Annotated in this window: 16 protein-coding genes; 9 read left to right on the top strand and 7 right to left on the bottom strand. The window is 62.1% G+C overall.

The features are described 5' to 3' along the window. Positions 1 to 101: 101 nt before the first annotated feature. Entirely contained in the window at positions 102 to 920 is an 819-nt protein-coding gene (aroE, locus tag HX793_RS28745) for a shikimate dehydrogenase (RefSeq protein ID WP_177053904.1), read from the bottom strand. Further along, positions 920 to 1,852, bottom strand: a complete 933-nt coding sequence (gene hemF, locus HX793_RS28740; protein WP_177096674.1) for an oxygen-dependent coproporphyrinogen oxidase — start codon at positions 1,850 to 1,852, stop codon at positions 920 to 922. Before hemF ends, aroE begins: the two co-directional genes overlap by 1 nt. Before the next feature lie 159 nt (positions 1,853 to 2,011). On the opposite strand from hemF, the gene HX793_RS28735 reads away from it, so the two are divergent. Continuing rightward, positions 2,012 to 2,989 carry an NADPH:quinone reductase gene (locus tag HX793_RS28735; protein WP_177096673.1) on the top strand — a complete coding sequence of 326 codons (978 nt, stop codon included), beginning with the start codon at positions 2,012 to 2,014 and terminating at the stop codon, positions 2,987 to 2,989. A gap of 72 nt (positions 2,990 to 3,061) precedes the next feature. Here HX793_RS28735 and tsaC read toward each other — a convergent pair whose 3' ends face one another. The 3 genes from tsaC to HX793_RS28720 form a co-directional block, all read right to left on the bottom strand. Continuing rightward, a complete protein-coding gene (tsaC, locus tag HX793_RS28730; RefSeq protein WP_003170728.1) occupies positions 3,062 to 3,619 on the bottom strand; it encodes an L-threonylcarbamoyladenylate synthase type 1 TsaC in 558 nt (185 codons plus the stop codon). 54 nt (positions 3,620 to 3,673) lie between these two features. Beyond that, entirely contained in the window at positions 3,674 to 4,768 is a 1,095-nt protein-coding gene (gene dprA / locus HX793_RS28725; RefSeq protein ID WP_177096672.1) for a DNA-processing protein DprA, read from the bottom strand. A gap of 63 nt (positions 4,769 to 4,831) precedes the next feature. Next, positions 4,832 to 5,605, bottom strand: a complete 774-nt coding sequence (locus HX793_RS28720; RefSeq protein WP_016978735.1) for a hypothetical protein — start codon at positions 5,603 to 5,605, stop codon at positions 4,832 to 4,834. 135 nt (positions 5,606 to 5,740) lie between these two features. Here HX793_RS28720 and def point away from each other — a divergent pair, with 135 nt between their 5' ends. The 5 genes from def (at position 5,741) to HX793_RS28695 (ending at position 10,300) form a co-directional block, all read left to right on the top strand. Next, the gene (def, locus tag HX793_RS28715; protein WP_016978734.1) at positions 5,741 to 6,247 is read left to right on the top strand and encodes a peptide deformylase; all 507 of its coding nucleotides are present in this window, start codon (positions 5,741 to 5,743) and stop codon (positions 6,245 to 6,247) included. A gap of 68 nt (positions 6,248 to 6,315) precedes the next feature. Beyond that, positions 6,316 to 7,266, top strand: coding sequence for a methionyl-tRNA formyltransferase (gene fmt, locus HX793_RS28710; protein WP_095014097.1), 951 nt, complete (start codon positions 6,316 to 6,318; stop codon positions 7,264 to 7,266). Next, positions 7,263 to 8,573 (top strand): 16S rRNA (cytosine(967)-C(5))-methyltransferase RsmB, encoded by a 1,311-nt coding sequence (gene rsmB / locus HX793_RS28705; RefSeq protein ID WP_177053909.1) that lies wholly within the window; start codon positions 7,263 to 7,265, stop codon positions 8,571 to 8,573. The genes fmt and rsmB overlap by 4 nt, the downstream gene beginning before the upstream one ends. Positions 8,574 to 8,595: 22 nt before the next feature. Beyond that, positions 8,596 to 9,969: a Trk system potassium transporter TrkA gene (gene trkA, locus HX793_RS28700; RefSeq protein WP_177058390.1), complete on the top strand. Its 1,374-nt coding sequence runs from the start codon at positions 8,596 to 8,598 to the stop codon at positions 9,967 to 9,969. Between the two features lie 19 nt (positions 9,970 to 9,988). Continuing rightward, positions 9,989 to 10,300 (top strand): tetratricopeptide repeat protein, encoded by a 312-nt coding sequence (locus tag HX793_RS28695; protein WP_016978731.1) that lies wholly within the window; start codon positions 9,989 to 9,991, stop codon positions 10,298 to 10,300. Positions 10,301 to 10,410: 110 nt separating this feature from the next. On the opposite strand, the gene HX793_RS28690 is transcribed toward HX793_RS28695, so the two are convergent. After that, positions 10,411 to 11,298, bottom strand: coding sequence for a lysophospholipid acyltransferase (locus HX793_RS28690; RefSeq protein WP_010207733.1), 888 nt, complete (start codon positions 11,296 to 11,298; stop codon positions 10,411 to 10,413). Between the two features lie 40 nt (positions 11,299 to 11,338). Next, the gene (locus tag HX793_RS28685; RefSeq protein WP_177096662.1) at positions 11,339 to 11,896 is read right to left on the bottom strand and encodes a DNA-3-methyladenine glycosylase I; all 558 of its coding nucleotides are present in this window, start codon (positions 11,894 to 11,896) and stop codon (positions 11,339 to 11,341) included. Positions 11,897 to 11,977: 81 nt separating this feature from the next. Here HX793_RS28685 and glyQ point away from each other — a divergent pair, with 81 nt between their 5' ends. Genes glyQ through gmhB form a run of 3 tightly spaced genes read left to right on the top strand, consistent with a single transcriptional unit; the run spans position 11,978 to position 15,521 of the window. Beyond that, the gene (gene glyQ, locus HX793_RS28680) at positions 11,978 to 12,931 is read left to right on the top strand and encodes a glycine--tRNA ligase subunit alpha (protein ID WP_003213601.1); all 954 of its coding nucleotides are present in this window, start codon (positions 11,978 to 11,980) and stop codon (positions 12,929 to 12,931) included. Then, a complete protein-coding gene (gene glyS, locus HX793_RS28675) occupies positions 12,928 to 14,982 on the top strand; it encodes a glycine--tRNA ligase subunit beta (protein ID WP_177096660.1) in 2,055 nt (684 codons plus the stop codon). Before glyQ ends, glyS begins: the two co-directional genes overlap by 4 nt. Before the next feature lie 2 nt (positions 14,983 to 14,984). Next, positions 14,985 to 15,521, top strand: a complete 537-nt coding sequence (gene gmhB / locus HX793_RS28670) for a D-glycero-beta-D-manno-heptose 1,7-bisphosphate 7-phosphatase (protein ID WP_177053911.1) — start codon at positions 14,985 to 14,987, stop codon at positions 15,519 to 15,521. The last annotated feature ends 16 nt before the right edge of the window (positions 15,522 to 15,537 follow it).

The raw sequence follows: 15,537 nt of genomic DNA, 5'->3' as shown, positions 1-15,537 counted from the left end.
TGTGGGAGCGGGCTTGCTCGCGAATGCGGTATGTCAGCCAAAAATTACTTAGCTGAACCACCGCATTCGCGAGCAAGCCCGCTCCCACATTTAGTTCTGTATCAGCCCAGTTGGCGGCGTAGTTCAGCCAGTACGGGCGCCGAGTCCGGGCGCACACCGCGCCATAGGAAGAACGCTTCCGCCGCCTGTTCCACCAGCATGCCCAAGCCATCCATCGCCACGGATGCGCCTTGTTCAGCGGCCCAGCGGCAGAACGCCGTCGGTTCCTTGGCATACATCATGTCGTAGCAAAACGTCTTGCCTGGCTCGATCAGGCTGCCGGCAATCGGCGGTACATCGCCTGACAGGCTGGCGGAGGTGGCGTTGATGATCACATCCACTGGCTCACGCAGCCAGTCGAAACCACTGGCGGACACCGGGCCCAAGTCGTCGAACAACTCAGCGAGCATTTCGGCCTTTTCCACGGTGCGGTTGGCGATGATCAGCGAAGCAGGTTGTTCGGCCAGCAGCGGCTCCAACGCCCCACGTACCGCGCCACCAGCGCCCAGCAACAGGATGCGTTTGCCTTGCAGGCTCAACCCGGCGTTGACCGTCAGGTCGCGCACCAGGCCCGCACCGTCGGTGTTGTCGCCCAACAGACTGCCATCGGCCAGCTTACTCAGGGTGTTCACCGCGCCCGCGCGTTGGGCGCGTTCGGTCAAGGTGTTGGCCAAGCGGTAGGCGTCTTCCTTGAACGGTACGGTGACGTTGGCGCCACGGCCTTGTTGAAAAAACTCACGGGCACAGCCAGTGAAATCCTCCAGCGGCGCCAGCAAGGTGCTGTAGTCCAGTTGCTCGCCGGTCTGCTCGGCGAACATGCGATGGATCAGCGGCGACTTGCTGTGGCCGATGGGGTTGCCGAACACGACATAGCGGTCCATCAGACAGCCGCCTTGGGCACGGTAAGGCCCAGCCAGTCGCGGTCTTGCAGGAAGTAGTCGGTGAGGCGCGCTTCTTCGCTGCCGGCCTCGGCTTTCCAGTCGTAGCTCCAGCGCACTTGCGGCGGCAACGACATCAGGATCGACTCGGTGCGCCCGCCCGATTGCAGGCCGAACAGGGTGCCACGGTCGTAGACCAGGTTGAACTCAACGTAGCGCCCGCGACGGAATTCCTGGAATTCGCGCTGCTGCTCGGTGTAGGCGGTGGCCTTGCGGCGCTGCACGATCGGCAGGTAGGCGTCGATGTAAGCGTCGCCGATGGCGCGGATGAAGGCGAAGCAGGTGTCGAAGTCCCATTCGTTCAGGTCATCGAAGAACAGGCCGCCGATGCCGCGCGGTTCGTTGCGGTGCTTGATGTGGAAGTAGGTGTCGCACCAGGCTTTGTAGCGCGAATACACGTCCGGGCCGAACGGCGCACAGGCCTGCTCGGCCACGCGGTGCCAGTGGATGCAGTCTTCGTCGTTGCCATAGTAAGGCGTGAGGTCGAAACCACCACCGAACCACCACACCGGCTCTTCGCCTTCTTTTTCAGCGATGAAAAAGCGCACGTTGGCGTGGGAAGTCGGTACATGTGGGTTGTGCGGATGAATCACCAGCGACACCCCCAAGGCCTCAAAGCCACGGCCGGCCAGCTCAGGCCGATGCGCGCTGGCGGACGGTGGCAGACCGCTGCCAAACACGTGGGAAAAGTTGACGCCGCCTTTTTCGATCACCGAACCGTTTTCGATCACACGGGTGCGTCCGCCGCCGCCGGCAGGCCGGGTCCAGGCGTCTTCGATAAAGCGAGTGTCCGTCTCGAAGGTTTCCAGGGCGCTGCAAATGCGGTCTTGCAGGTCAAGCAGGTAGGCCTTTACAGCCTCGGTGCGGGTAGTCATGGCATCACCTTGAATCGGGCAAAGCTACGCGAGGCCATTGGGCGTCGGCGGCAAATGGGCGCACAGGATACCACTGCACCCGGTTGCGCCGCAGTTGACGAAGATCAAGCTTAGGAGTCCGATAGGGGGCTACGCGATTCGAACCCAGGAGAAGTGCAGATGGCCAAACGTATCCAGTTCAGCGCCCATGGCGGCCCCGAAGTGCTTGAGTATGTGGACTACACGCCGGCAGATCCCGGCCCGCAGCAGGTTCGCGTGCGTAACGAAGCGATTGGCCTGAACTTCATCGACACCTATTTCCGCAGTGGCCTGTATGCACCGCCCGCGTTGCCATCGGGGTTGGGCGCAGAGGGCGCTGGGGTGGTCGACGCGGTCGGCAGCGAAGTCACTCAATTCAAGGTCGGCGACCGTGTGGCCTACGGCAGTGGCCCGTTGGGCGCCTACAGCCAATTGCATGTTCTGCCCGCCGCCAACCTGGTGCACCTGCCGGACGACATCAGCTTCGAACAAGCTGCGGGTGCCATGCTCAAGGGCCTGACCGTGCAGTACCTGCTGCGCCAGACCTACGAACTGAAGGGCGGCGAAACCATCCTGTTCCATGCCGCTGCCGGTGGCGTGGGCTCCCTGGCCTGCCAATGGGCCAAGGCCCTGGGCGTGAAGCTGATCGGTACGGTCAGTTCGCCGGAAAAAGCCGCCCTGGCCAAATCCCTCGGCGCCTGGGAAACCATCGACTACAGCAAGGAAGACGTCGCACAACGCGTGCTGGAATTGACCGACGGCAAAAAAGTCCCGGTGGTGTACGACGGCGTCGGCAAAGACACCTGGCTGACCTCGCTGGACAGCGTGGCTCCACGTGGGCTGGTGGTGAGTTTCGGCAATGCGTCGGGCGCGGTGGATGGGGTGAACCTGGGGATCCTGGCGGCCAAGGGCTCGCTGTACGTCACCCGGCCGACCCTGGCGACCTACGCCAACAACCCGCAGAACCTGCAGGCGATGGCGGATGACCTGTTCTCGATGATCAAGAGCGGCAAGGTTCGTATTGATATCAACCAGCGGTATGCGCTGGCGGAAGCGGCGAAGGCGCAGACGGAGTTGTCGGGGCGGCGGACGACTGGCTCAACCATTTTGCTGCCTTGACCGACCTTTGTGGCGAGGGAGCTTCTTGTGGCGAGCGGGCTTGCCACAAGAAGCCCGTTCGCCACAACCGCGTTACGAAGGCCGCACGACCTCACCCGTCACCAAGTCGCGAATCAAGCTCGGGTTCTTGCGCCCACCCAGGGCGCCACCCAACACCAGGTCCACCTGGCCACGGAAGTATTGCTCCACGCGAATCCGCGTGCGTGCCGCCGGGCGGCCCTGCGGGTTGGCCGAGGTGGAAATCAACGGCCCCACCAGCGAGCACAAGTCGCGCACCAGTGGATGGTCCGTCACGCGCAGCGCCACGGTGTCGTGCACACCCGTTACCCATTCCGGCAGCAAATCCTGGTGCGGTACCAGCCAGGTGTTCGGCCCCGGCCAGGTGCTGGCCATGCGGTCGATCCAATCCTGCGGGAAGTCTTCGAACAGAAAGTCGAACTGACGGATGTTGTCCGCCACCAGGATCAGGCCCTTGTCCACCGAACGGTTCTTGATGGCGAGCAAACGGTCTACTGCTTCTTCGTTCCACGGGTCGCAGCCCAAGCCCCAAACCGCTTCGGTTGGATAGGCAATCACCGCGCCTGCGCGAATTTCTCGTGCGGTTTCCAGCACACGCCACCGGTTGACCATTGTTCACTCTCCAGACTAAAGCTCTGCGCAGTTTACCGATCTTCTTTACAAAACCTAGCAGCGCGCAAGCCAGCGCCCGCTTTCGCAGATGACCTGACCTTCCAGCTCCAGTTCGGTAAGCGTCGCCAGCACCTGGGACAACGGCCGTCCGCTGGCAATCGCCAAGGCTTCACTGGTGTGGGGCGCCGCGTGCAGCAACGTCACCAGCGGATGCACAACCGGCATCGGCGCTGGGCGGGACAATGCCTGCCAGCCACGTAAACCTTCCAGGATGTGCTCGATCGTCTCCACTAGAACCGCGCCGTCACGGATCAATTGGTGGCATCCCTTAGCACCGGGATGGTGGATGGAACCCGGGATCGCATACACCTCGCGCCCTTGCTCCGCCGCCAGTTTCGCTGTGATCAGCGATCCGCTGGCCATGCTGGCTTCCACCACCAGTACACCCAGAGACAGGCCACTGATGATCCGATTGCGTCGGGGAAAGTTACTCGCCTGGGGCGGCGCATCCAGGGGGAATTCGGAAACCACGGCGCTGCCTTGCTCAATCATCGCCGCTGCCAGCCGCCGATGGCGCTGTGGATAAAAATTTTCAAGCCCGGTGCCGAGCACGCCGATTGTCTGGCCTCCGACATCCAAGGCCGCTTGATGGGCAGCACCGTCAATGCCTAACGCAAGGCCGCTGGTGATGACAAAACCGGCGCTCGCCAGACTGCGCGAAAATGCTGCCGCCGTGTCCATGCCGGGACGCGATGCACGACGACTACCCACCATCGCGAGTTGCGGTTTTTCCAGGATTGCAGGGTCACCGGCGACGAATAACAGCGGCGGCGCGTCATCGATCTGGGCAAGCAGCGCGGGGTAGTCCGGCTGGTCCCACATCAGCAAATGCTGGGCCGGGCAGGCCAGCCAGGCCAAAGCCTCGCTGGCAGCATCGCGAATTTCATGACTGCGCCGGGCATCGGCGCTGATGGCCGGCAGCCCCAGCGAACGCCAGGCGCTGGCAGGCGCGCTGATGGCTTTTGAGGCAGAGCCAAACGCTTCGATCAACAAACGAAAACGCTTCGGACCCAATTCCGGCAGCCTGTGCAAGCGTAGACGCGCTTCCAGTTCTGACGGAGATATTTCATGGTTGTTTGTCGGATACATCTGATCATCCTTGACCGTAACAAGCTGTGGATAACTCTGTTGGTAACTTATTTAGCAGGCTATTTATTGTCTTTGATGGGCAGTCTCGAAACGGTCCATCACAGCCAGTGGGCGTGAGGCCTTAAGGACCAGGCCGTAACTGAGCTTTTCGTACGTGCGAAATACCAGCAGGGTGCCGGCGTGTTCATCAGGAAGTTTTGTCGGAGCGCCCGTGAGGGTGTCGCGGACGGTGGCACCGGCCTTGATCACGCTGAGCAGTTGGCCTTCGACCAGGCCGTCACGACGGCCTTTGTCCAGGGTTACGGCATCCAGCACGCCGATCTGGGTCACGCCTTTGGGGATATCGATGATCTGCCCTTCGATAAACGACGTGGTTGGCGACACTGCCAGGGCTGCCGCGGCGGGAGGTTGTGCACGCAACAGGCGGTCACCGGGACGCACCTCTTGGGTAACACGCTGCACAGCCAGGGTAGTGAGGTCGCCTGCGGTGACAAAACGGGCGGTGCCGATGTCGTCGACGTTGATCCCCAACAGCTCTCGGGTCTGCGGGTCGGTGTAGACCTTGCCACGCCGGAATATGCCGTAGTTGGGCTGGGAGGGGTCCAGATCGCCCCTGGCGAACACCCGCTCGCCATTGGCGCCGAGCACGCGACCAGCCTCGGCTGCGACGATGTACGGCGCGTTGTCCAGGTCCTGGGGTGTATCAAGGATGCGGTTATGCAGCAGGAATCGCTGGATAGCCTGTTGCGTCGGTTGTTCCAGGCGCTGGATGGGCTGGGGCAGCAGGGCCATGGAAAACGGGGCCCACAGCAGCAAGACGAGTAGCGATTTCCTCATGGGGTGAATCTCCTTTATTATGTGCGTTCGCGTGAAACGCCTTGGCCTTCGCGGCTTTTAAGGGTTTCACACCGGTCGTGTGGGTCCATCCCAACGCCGATTTGCCTCTACCTCACATGTGCAGCAATTACGCTTATGGCTATTTTGAACATCCTCGAATTCCCCGACTCGCGCCTGCGCACGATCGCCAAACCGGTGGCCGTAGTGGACGACAAGGTTCGTCAGTTGGTCGATGACATGTTTGAAACAATGTATGAAGCCCCGGGCATCGGCCTCGCCGCGACCCAGGTCAACGTGCATCAGCGCGTCGTGGTCATGGACCTGTCGGAAGATCGCAGCGAACCGATGGTGTACATCAACCCGGAGTTCGAACCACTGACCGACGAGATGGGCGAATACCAGGAAGGCTGCCTCTCCGTGCCGGAGTTCTACGAGAACGTCGAGCGCCCGCTGCGCGTGAAGATCAAGGCCCTGGACCGCGACGGCAAGCCGTTCGAGCTGATTGCCGAAGGCCTGCTGGCAGTGTGCATCCAGCACGAATGCGACCACCTCAACGGCAAGCTGTTTGTCGATTACCTGTCCACGCTCAAGCGCGACCGGATCAAGAAGAAGCTGGAAAAAAAGCATCGCCAGCAAGCTTGATGCCCCCTTCCAAAGGCTTGCTGCGGCAAGCCTTTTTCTTTTGTGACTGCTTTTAACCGAGACCTCCCATGACCGAGCCACTGCGCATTGTTTTTGCCGGCACTCCCGAATTTGCCGCCGAACACCTCAAGGCCCTGCTTGCCAGCCCTTATGACATCGTCGCGGTGTACACCCAGCCGGATCGCCCGGCCGGTCGTGGGCAAAAACTGATGCCGAGCCCGGTCAAGCAACTGGCGCTGGAGCACAACATTCCCGTGCTGCAACCGCCGACCCTGCGTAATGCCGAGGCCCAGGCCGAACTGGCGGCGCTGAAGCCGGACCTGCTGGTGGTGGTGGCCTACGGCTTGATCCTGCCGCAAGCGGTGCTGGATATTCCGCGCCTGGGTTGCATCAACAGCCATGCCTCGCTGCTGCCACGCTGGCGCGGCGCGGCGCCGATCCAACGTGCCGTGGAAGCCGGTGACAGCGAAAGCGGCGTGACCGTGATGCGCATGGAAGCAGGCCTGGACACCGGCCCGATGCTGCTCAAGGTCACCACCCCCATCACTGGCGAAGACACTGGCGGCAGCCTGCACGACCGCCTTGCCGAGCTGGGTCCACCTGCTGTGATACAGGCCATCGCCGGCCTGGCCGCCGGAACCCTGGAAGGCGAAGTGCAGGACGACAGCCTCGCCACCTACGCCCACAAGCTGAACAAAGACGAAGCACGCATCGACTGGAGCCGCCCGGCCGTGGAGCTGGAGCGCCTGGTGCGCGCCTTCAACCCGTGGCCGATCTGCCATAGCACGCTCAACGGCGAAGCCTTGAAAGTGTTGGCCGCCACCTTGGCCGAGGGCAAAGGCGCTCCCGGTGAGATCATCGGCGCCAGCAAGGACGGCCTGTTGGTCGCCTGCGGTGAACAGGCGTTGTGCCTGACCCGTCTGCAACTACCCGGTGGCAAGGCGCTCAATTTCAGCGATTTGTTCAACAGCCGTCGTGAGAAATTTGCCGTGGGTACTCTCCTCGGGGCCGCCCAATGAACCCACGTCTGGCCGCCGCCAAGGCTCTCGCTGCCGTCCTCCAAGGCAAGGCTTCGCTGAACAGTTCGTTGCCGACTCAGTTGGACAAGGTCGAGGACCGCGATCGCGGTTTCACCCAGGACCTGGCCTTTGGCACAGCACGCTGGCAGCCGCGTTTGTCGGCACTGGCGGCCAAGTTGCTGCAAAAGCCATTCAAGGCGGCCGATGCGGATGTCGAGGCGCTGCTGCTGGTGGGCCTCTATCAACTGCTCTACACCCGCGTGCCCGCCCACGCCGCTATCGGAGAAACGGTCGGTTGCGCCGACAAGCTGAAAAAACCCTGGGCCAAGGCGCTGCTCAACGCCGTGCTACGCCGCGCCCAACGCGAAAGCGAAGCGCTGCTGGCCGAGTTGGAACATGACCCCGTCGTGCGCACCGCCCATCCGCGCTGGCTGCAAAAATCCCTGAAGGCGTTCTGGCCTGAGCAGTGGGAAGCCATTTGCGCAGCGAACAATGCGCACCCGCCGATGATCCTGCGGGTCAACCGTCGTCATCGCAGCCGTGACGCCTACCTGCAATTGCTCAACGAGGCCGGCATCAACGCCACGCCATGCATGTACAGCGTCGACGGCATCGTGCTCGAAGCCGCCACTGACGTGCGCAGCCTGCCGGGCTTTGCCGAGGGCTGGATCAGCGTGCAGGACGAAGCCGCGCAACTGGCCGCCGACCTGCTCGACCTGGCGCCGGGCCAGCGCGTGCTTGACGCCTGCTGCGCGCCAGGCGGTAAGACCTGTCACATCCTGGAAGTCGAAAAAGACCTGGCCGGTGTGGTCGCAGTCGACCTGGAGGCCAAGCGTCTGGTGCGCGTGCGCGAGAACCTGGCGCGCCTGGGCCTCAGCGCCGAGCTGATCGCTGCCGACGGCCGTGACACCGCCACCTGGTGGGACGGCAAGCCGTTCCAGCGCATCCTGCTCGATGCACCCTGTTCCGCCACCGGCGTGATCCGCCGCCACCCGGACATCAAGCTCACCCGCCAACCCGACGACATCGCCGCCCTGGCCGTGCTGCAAGGCGAGCTGCTCGACGCGATGTGGCCGACCCTGGAAGTCGGCGGCATCCTGCTCTACGCCACCTGTTCCACCTTGCCAACGGAAAACACCGAGGTGATCGAAGCCTTCCTTGCCCGCACCAGCGGCGCCCGGGAGTTGGACCTCGCCACCTCGGCCGGTATCAAGCAGCCCCACGGTCGTCAACTGCTCGCGCAAGAAGGCGGACACGATGGCTTCTACTACGCCAAACTGATCAAGATCGCCGCCGCGCGCGGCTGAATGGTTTTAAGGGAGTGACCGGATGAAAATCATCATCCTTGGGGCAGGGCAGGTCGGCGGCACGCTGGCCGAGCATTTGGCCAGCGAAGCCAACGACATCACGGTGGTCGACACCGACAGCGAGCGCCTGCGCAACCTCGGCGACCGCCTGGACATCCGCACTGTGCAAGGCCGCGCGTCGTTCCCGACGGTGCTGCGCCAAGCCGGTGCCGACGACGCCGACATGCTGGTGGCCGTGACCAACAGCGACGAGACCAACATGGTCGCGTGCCAGGTCGCCCACACCCTGTTCCACACCCCGACCAAGATCGCCCGCGTGCGCGAGGCGGCGTACCTGACCCGCGCCGGGCTGTTCGACAACGATGCGATTCCGGTCGACGTGCTGATCAGCCCGGAACAGGTGGTGACCCACTACATCAAGCGCCTGATCGAGATTCCGGGCGCCTTGCAGGTGATCGACTTTGCCGGCGGCAAGGCGCAACTGGTCGCGGTAAAGGCCTATTACGGCGGCCCGCTGGTGGGCCAACAATTGCGCCAATTGCGCGAGCACATGCCCAATGTGGAAACCCGCGTCGCGGCGATTTTCCGGCGTGACCGCCCGATCCTGCCTCAGGGCGATACGGTGATCGAGGCCGACGACGAAGTATTTTTCATCGCCGCCAAAGCGAATATTCGTGCCGTCATGAGCGAAATGCGCCGCCTCGACGAGACCTACAAACGCATCGTCATCGCCGGCGGCGGGCAGATCGGCGAGCGTTTGGCCGAAGCCATCGAAAGCCGCTACCAGGTGAAGATCATCGAGATGAGTCAAGCACGTTGCCGGCATTTGTCCGACACCCTCGACAGCACCGTCGTACTGCAAGGCAGTGCCTCGGACCGCGACCTGCTGATGGAAGAGAACATCGCCGACGCAGATATCTTCCTGGCACTGACCAACGATGACGAAGCCAACATCATGTCGTCGTTGCTGGCCAAGCGGCTGGGCGCGAAAAAAGTGATGACGATCATCAACAACCCCGCCTACGTGGACCTGATCCAGGGCGGCGATATCGACATCGCCATCAGCCCGCAGTTAGCGACCATCGGCACCTTGCTGGCCCACGTACGCCGTGGCGATATCGTCAGCGTGCACTCCCTGCGCCGGGGTGCGGCAGAAGCCATCGAGGCCATTGCCCATGGCGACTCAAAGTCGAGCAAGGTGATCGGCAAGGCCATCCGCGATATCGGCTTGCCGCCGGGCACCACCATTGGCGCGATCATTCGCGACGAAGAGGTGATCATTGCCCACGACGATACGGTGATCGAAACCGGGGACCATGTGATCTTGTTCCTGGTGGACAAGAAACATATCCGCGATGTGGAGAAACTGTTCCACGTGGGCCTGAGCTTTTTCTGACACAACGGAGTACGCCTGCATGCTCGAATCCCTGGAAAAAATGCTCGCCAAGGGTGTGGATAACTCACTGCTGCGTTTTGGTTTGGGCAAGGGTTATCTGGACCTGAAGGACAACGCCAAGGCGGCCGAGCATCTGCAGAAATGCGTGGAGTTCGATCCGAAGTATTCGGCGGCGTGGAAGTTGTTGGGTAAGGCACAGCTGGGGCTGGAAGATCGTGCGGCGGCGCGGCTGGCGTGGGAGAAGGGCATCGAAGCGGCCCAGGCCCATGGCGACAAACAGGCCGAGAAAGAGATGACCGTATTTCTCAAGAAGTTGGAAAAACAACTGTAGGAGCGAGCTTGCTCGCGAAGAACTCAAAAGCACCGCGAGCATTCAGCGTGTACGCGTTATCGTTAGAGATCTTCGCGAGCAAGCTCGCTCCTACAGTGTGCGGGTAGCCGTCAGTACCACCGCGCTTCACCCGGCGGGCGTTTCTTGAAGCGCTTCATGCTCCACATGTACTGGCTCGGATAAGCGCCGACATAACGCTCCACCACCTTGCTCATCGCCGCACAGGACGTAGCAGTGTCGGTGCTGTACATGTCTTCCGGCGCCGCTTCCAGGATCACTTTGTAACCCGAACCGTCCGGCAGCCGCAGGGCGTGCAGGAACACGCCCACGGCCTTGTGGCCGGCGAGCATGTTCGGCACGAACTTGCTGGTCAGCGCCTGGGTGGCAAAGAACGGCACGAAGATCCCTGCGGATTCCGCCGGCTCAGGATCCGCCGGGATGCCCACCTGGCCGCCCTTGCGCACTTCCTTGATCACGCTGAGGATGCCTTCCTTGGTCGACGCCGCCACGCGGTTGCCCAGTTGCACGCGCTGCTTGCGCAGCAATTCGTCAACCGCCTTGAGCTTGGGCGGCCGGTAGAAAATGATCGGCTTGCACTGGCTGCAATAGAAATGGTTCAGCACTTCCCAGTTGCCCAGGTGGCTGGTGATGCCGACCACGCCTTTGCCCGAGGCCAGGGCTTCGTGCAGTACCTCCAGGCCTTCGACTTCACGCACCAGGTCAATGGAACGCTGGGCCGGCCAGATCCAGGCGCAGGCGCTTTCGGTCAGGGACTTGCCGATGTCCATCAGGCTGCGGCCGACTAAAGCTTCACGCTCGGCGGGGTCCATGTCCGGGAAGCATTTGGACAGGTTGATCCGCACCGTGTCGCGGGAGCGGTTGGGGGTTTTCCACATGATCCAGCCAATCGCCGTGCCGACCGCCTGGACAGCGCGCCAGGGCAGCAGGGCAAACAACCGGAGAGCGCCTACCAGCAAGGCGCCTTTCAACTTTTCCACAGGTCACTCCTGATCGTGTGTGGTGCGCAAAGCCGGCATTCTAACCGGCGTTGACCAAGTCCGCGTAACGGTCGCAGTCCTGAGTGTGGTCCATGACCATGCCCGAGGCCTGCATGAACGCGTAGCAAATGGTCGGCCCGACGAAGGTGAAACCGGCTTTTTTCAGGGCTTTGCTCATGGCTTCGGCCTCGGGTGTAATCGCCGGCACTTCGCTGCGGTCCTTGAAGTGATTGACCTTGGGATGGCCACCAACAAAGGACCAGAGCAGCCCCACCGGGTCCTCCAGCGCCAGCCAGGCGGCGGCATTGCGGCGGGTGGCGTTGAGCTTCAGGCGATTGCGCACGATGCCCGGATCCTGCATCAGCGCTTCGATCTCAGCATCGGTCAACCGCGCCAACCGCTGAGCATCAAAACCAAACAAGACCTTTCGATAATGCTCGCGTTTGCGTAAAACGGTGATCCAGGAAAGGCCCGCCTGGAACCCTTCGAGTAAAAGTAACTCGAACAAACCCTGCGCATCGCGCAGCGGCGTTCCCCACTCCTGATCGTGATAAGCCATGTACAGCGGATCTTCAGAACACCAAAAGCAGCGTGGCATAAGGCTCCAGGGGATGGTGGCGCGGCCGAATCGGGTATACTCCCGCTCTTTAAATCGCAGCCCAAGTAACAGGTGAATTTCGTGAGCCAGCCTACGCCAGCCGTGCGTACCTTCCAAGACTTGATCCTCGCCCTCCAGCAATACTGGGCCGAGCAAGGTTGTGTGGTACTTCAGCCCTACGATATGGAAGTAGGCGCCGGCACTTTCCACACCGCTACATTCCTGCGGGCCATCGGCCCGGAAACCTGGAACGCCGCTTATGTGCAGCCCAGTCGTCGCCCGACTGATGGCCGCTACGGCGAAAACCCGAACCGTCTGCAGCACTACTACCAGTTCCAGGTGGTATTGAAGCCGAACCCGGACAACTTCCAGGAACTGTACCTGGGCTCGCTCAAGCACGTGGGCCTCGACCCACTGGTCCACGATATCCGTTTTGTCGAAGACAACTGGGAATCGCCGACCCTGGGCGCCTGGGGCCTGGGCTGGGAAGTCTGGCTCAACGGCATGGAAGTGACGCAGTTCACTTACTTCCAGCAAGCGGGCGGCATCGAGTGCTACCCGGTGACCGGCGAAATCACCTACGGCCTGGAGCGCCTGGCCATGTACCTGCAAGGCGTGGACTCGGTCTACGACCTGGTGTGGGCTGACGGCCCGTTCGGCAAGGTGACCTACGGCGACGTGTTCCACCAGAACGAGGTGGAGCAGTCCACCTACAACTTCGAACACGCCAACGTCGAGAAGCTGTTCGAACTGTTCGATTTCTATGAAAGCGAAGCCAAGCGGCTGATCGAACTCGACCAGCCGCTGCCGTTGCCAAGCTATGAAATGGTGTTGAAGGCCTCCCATACCTTCAACCTGCTGGATGCCCGCCGTGCCATCTCGGTCACCGCGCGCCAGCAGTACATCCTGCGTGTACGCACCTTGGCGCGTTCCGTCGCCCAAGCCTACCTGCTGGCTCGCGCCAAGCTGGGCTTCCCGATGGCAACCCCGGACCTGCGTGATGAAGTGTTGGCTAAGCTGGAGGCTGCACAATGAGTGCTCAAGATTTCCTGGTTGAACTGGGCACCGAAGAGCTGCCACCCAAGGCACTGAACACCCTGGCCGATGCGTTCCTGGCCGGTATCGAAAAAGGCCTGCAGACCGCTGGCCTGAAATTCGCCGCGAAAAAAGTCTACGCCGCGCCGCGTCGCCTGGCCGTGTTGCTGACCGCGCTGGAAACCCAGCAGCCGGACCGCAGCATCAACCTCGACGGCCCACCGCGCCAGGCGGCTTTCGATGCCGAAGGCAACCCGACTCAGGCCGCCCTTGGCTTTGCCAAGAAGTGTGGCGTCGAGCTGAGCGAGATCGACCAGAGCGGCCCGAAACTGCGTTTCAGCCAGGTCATCACCGGCAAGCCGACCGCCAGCCTGTTACCGACCATCGTTGAAGACTCGTTGAACGACCTGCCGATCCCCAAGCGCATGCGCTGGGGCGCTCGCAAGGAAGAGTTCGTACGTCCGACCCAGTGGCTGGTGATGCTGCTCGGTGACCAGGTCATCGATTGCACCCTCCTTGCCCAGAAAGCCGGTCGTGATTCCCGCGGCCACCGCTTCCATCACCCTGAAGCTGTACGCATCACCTCGCCGGCCAACTACGCCGCCGACCTGCGTGCTGCTTACGTGCTGGCCGATGCCAACGAGCGTCGCGAGCTGATCAGCAAGCGTACCGAAGAGCTGGCCCGCCTGCAGGAAGGCACCGCCATCGTGCCGCCAAGCCTGCTCGACGAAGTGACCGCGCTGGTTGAATGGCCGGTACCGCTGGTGTGTTCGTTCGAAGAGCGTTTCCTCGATGTGCCGCAAGAAGCCCTGATCACCACCATGCAGGACAACCAGAAGTATTTCTGCCTGCTGGACGTGGACGGCAAGTTGCTGCCGCGCTTTATCACCGTGGCCAACATCGAAAGCAAGGACCCGCAGCAGATCATCGCCGGTAACGAGAAAGTCGTTCGCCCGCGCCTGACTGACGCCGAGTTCTTCTTCAAGCAAGACAAGAAGCAGAAGCTGGAAGACTTTAACCTGCGCCTGCAGAACGTGGTGTTCCAGGAAAAACTCGGCAGCGTCTACGACAAGGCTGTGCGGGTTTCCAAGCTGGCCGCCTACATTGCGCCACGCATTGGTGGCGATTCGGCCTGGGCTGCGCGTGCAGGCCTGCTGTCCAAGTGCGACCTGGCCACCGAGATGGTCGGCGAGTTCCCGGAGATGCAAGGCGTTGCCGGCTACTACTACGCCCTCAACGACGGCGAGCCGGACGATGTGGCCCTGGCCCTGAACGAGCAGTACATGCCGCGCGGTGCCGGTGCTGAACTGCCAAGCACCTTGACCGGCGCTGCGGTGGCCATCGCCGACAAGCTGGATACCCTTGTGGGTATCTTCGGTATCGGCATGCTGCCAACCGGCAGCAAAGACCCGTATGCCCTGCGCCGTGCGGCCCTGGGCGTGCTGCGTATCCTGATCGACAAGAAGCTCGACCTCGACCTGACCCAGGCCGTGGTGTTTGCCGTCGGCCAGTTCGGTGCCAAGGTCAAGCAAGCCGGCCTGGCCGAGCAAGTGCTGGAGTTCGTGTTCGACCGCCTGCGTGCGCGCTACGAAGACGAAGGCGTGGATGTGTCGGTGTACCTGTCGGTACGTGCCCTGCAGCCGGGTTCGGCGCTGGACTTCGACCAGCGCGTACAAGCCGTGCAGGCCTTCCGCAAACTGCCGGAAGCCGATGCCCTGGCCGCCGTGAACAAGCGTGTGTCGAACCTGCTGAGCAAGGCCGAAGGCCTGGGCAACGCAGAAGTCGACCCTGGCCTGTTTGCCGATGCCAAGGAGTTCTCGCTGAACTCGGCCATCGCCAAGGCTGAGAACGCGGTGAAACCGTTGATCGCTGAGCGTAACTACGCCGAAGCCCTGGCGCGCCTGGCGACCTTGCGTGAGCCGGTGGATGCGTTCTTTGAAGCCGTGATGATCAATGCCGACGATGCTGGCGTGCGGAAAAACCGCTACGCCATGCTGGCGCGCCTGCGTGGCTTGTTCGTCAATATCGCTGACATTTCGACGCTGAGCTGACCATGTTGAAACTGCTGATTCTCGATCGGGACGGGGTGATCAATTACGACTCCGACGCTTACATCAAGTCGGTGGCGGAGTGGATTCCACTGCCCGGCTCGATCGAGGCCATCGCGCAGTTGAGCAAAGCCGGCTGGACGGTGGCCATCGCCACCAACCAGTCCGGCATCGCCCGTGGTTACTACGGCATCGACACCCTGGACGCCATGCACGCGCGCCTGCGCACGTTGGTGGCCGAGCAGGGCGGTCAGGTGGGGTTGGTGGTGTATTGCCCCCACGGGCCGGATGAGGGCTGCGATTGCCGCAAACCCAAGCCGGGCATGTTGAAAACCATTGCAGAACATTACAAGGTGCCGTTAGCTGGGATATGGTTCGTCGGGGACAGCCTCGGTGACCTGGAGGCGGCCAAAGCCGTCGACTCTCAGCCAGTTTTGGTTAAGACCGGAAAAGGCGAAAAGACCCAGGCGAAAAACCTGCCGGTAGGCACCTTGATTTTTGACGATCTGGCGGCCGTTGCCGCAGAACTTATCAACAACTAGCCACCCTCGACTTCCT

The sequence above is a fragment of the Pseudomonas reactans genome (assembly GCF_013387025.1).
Classification (GTDB): domain Bacteria; phylum Pseudomonadota; class Gammaproteobacteria; order Pseudomonadales; family Pseudomonadaceae; genus Aquipseudomonas; species Aquipseudomonas reactans.
This window is presented reverse-complemented; position numbering and strand designations above follow the sequence as displayed.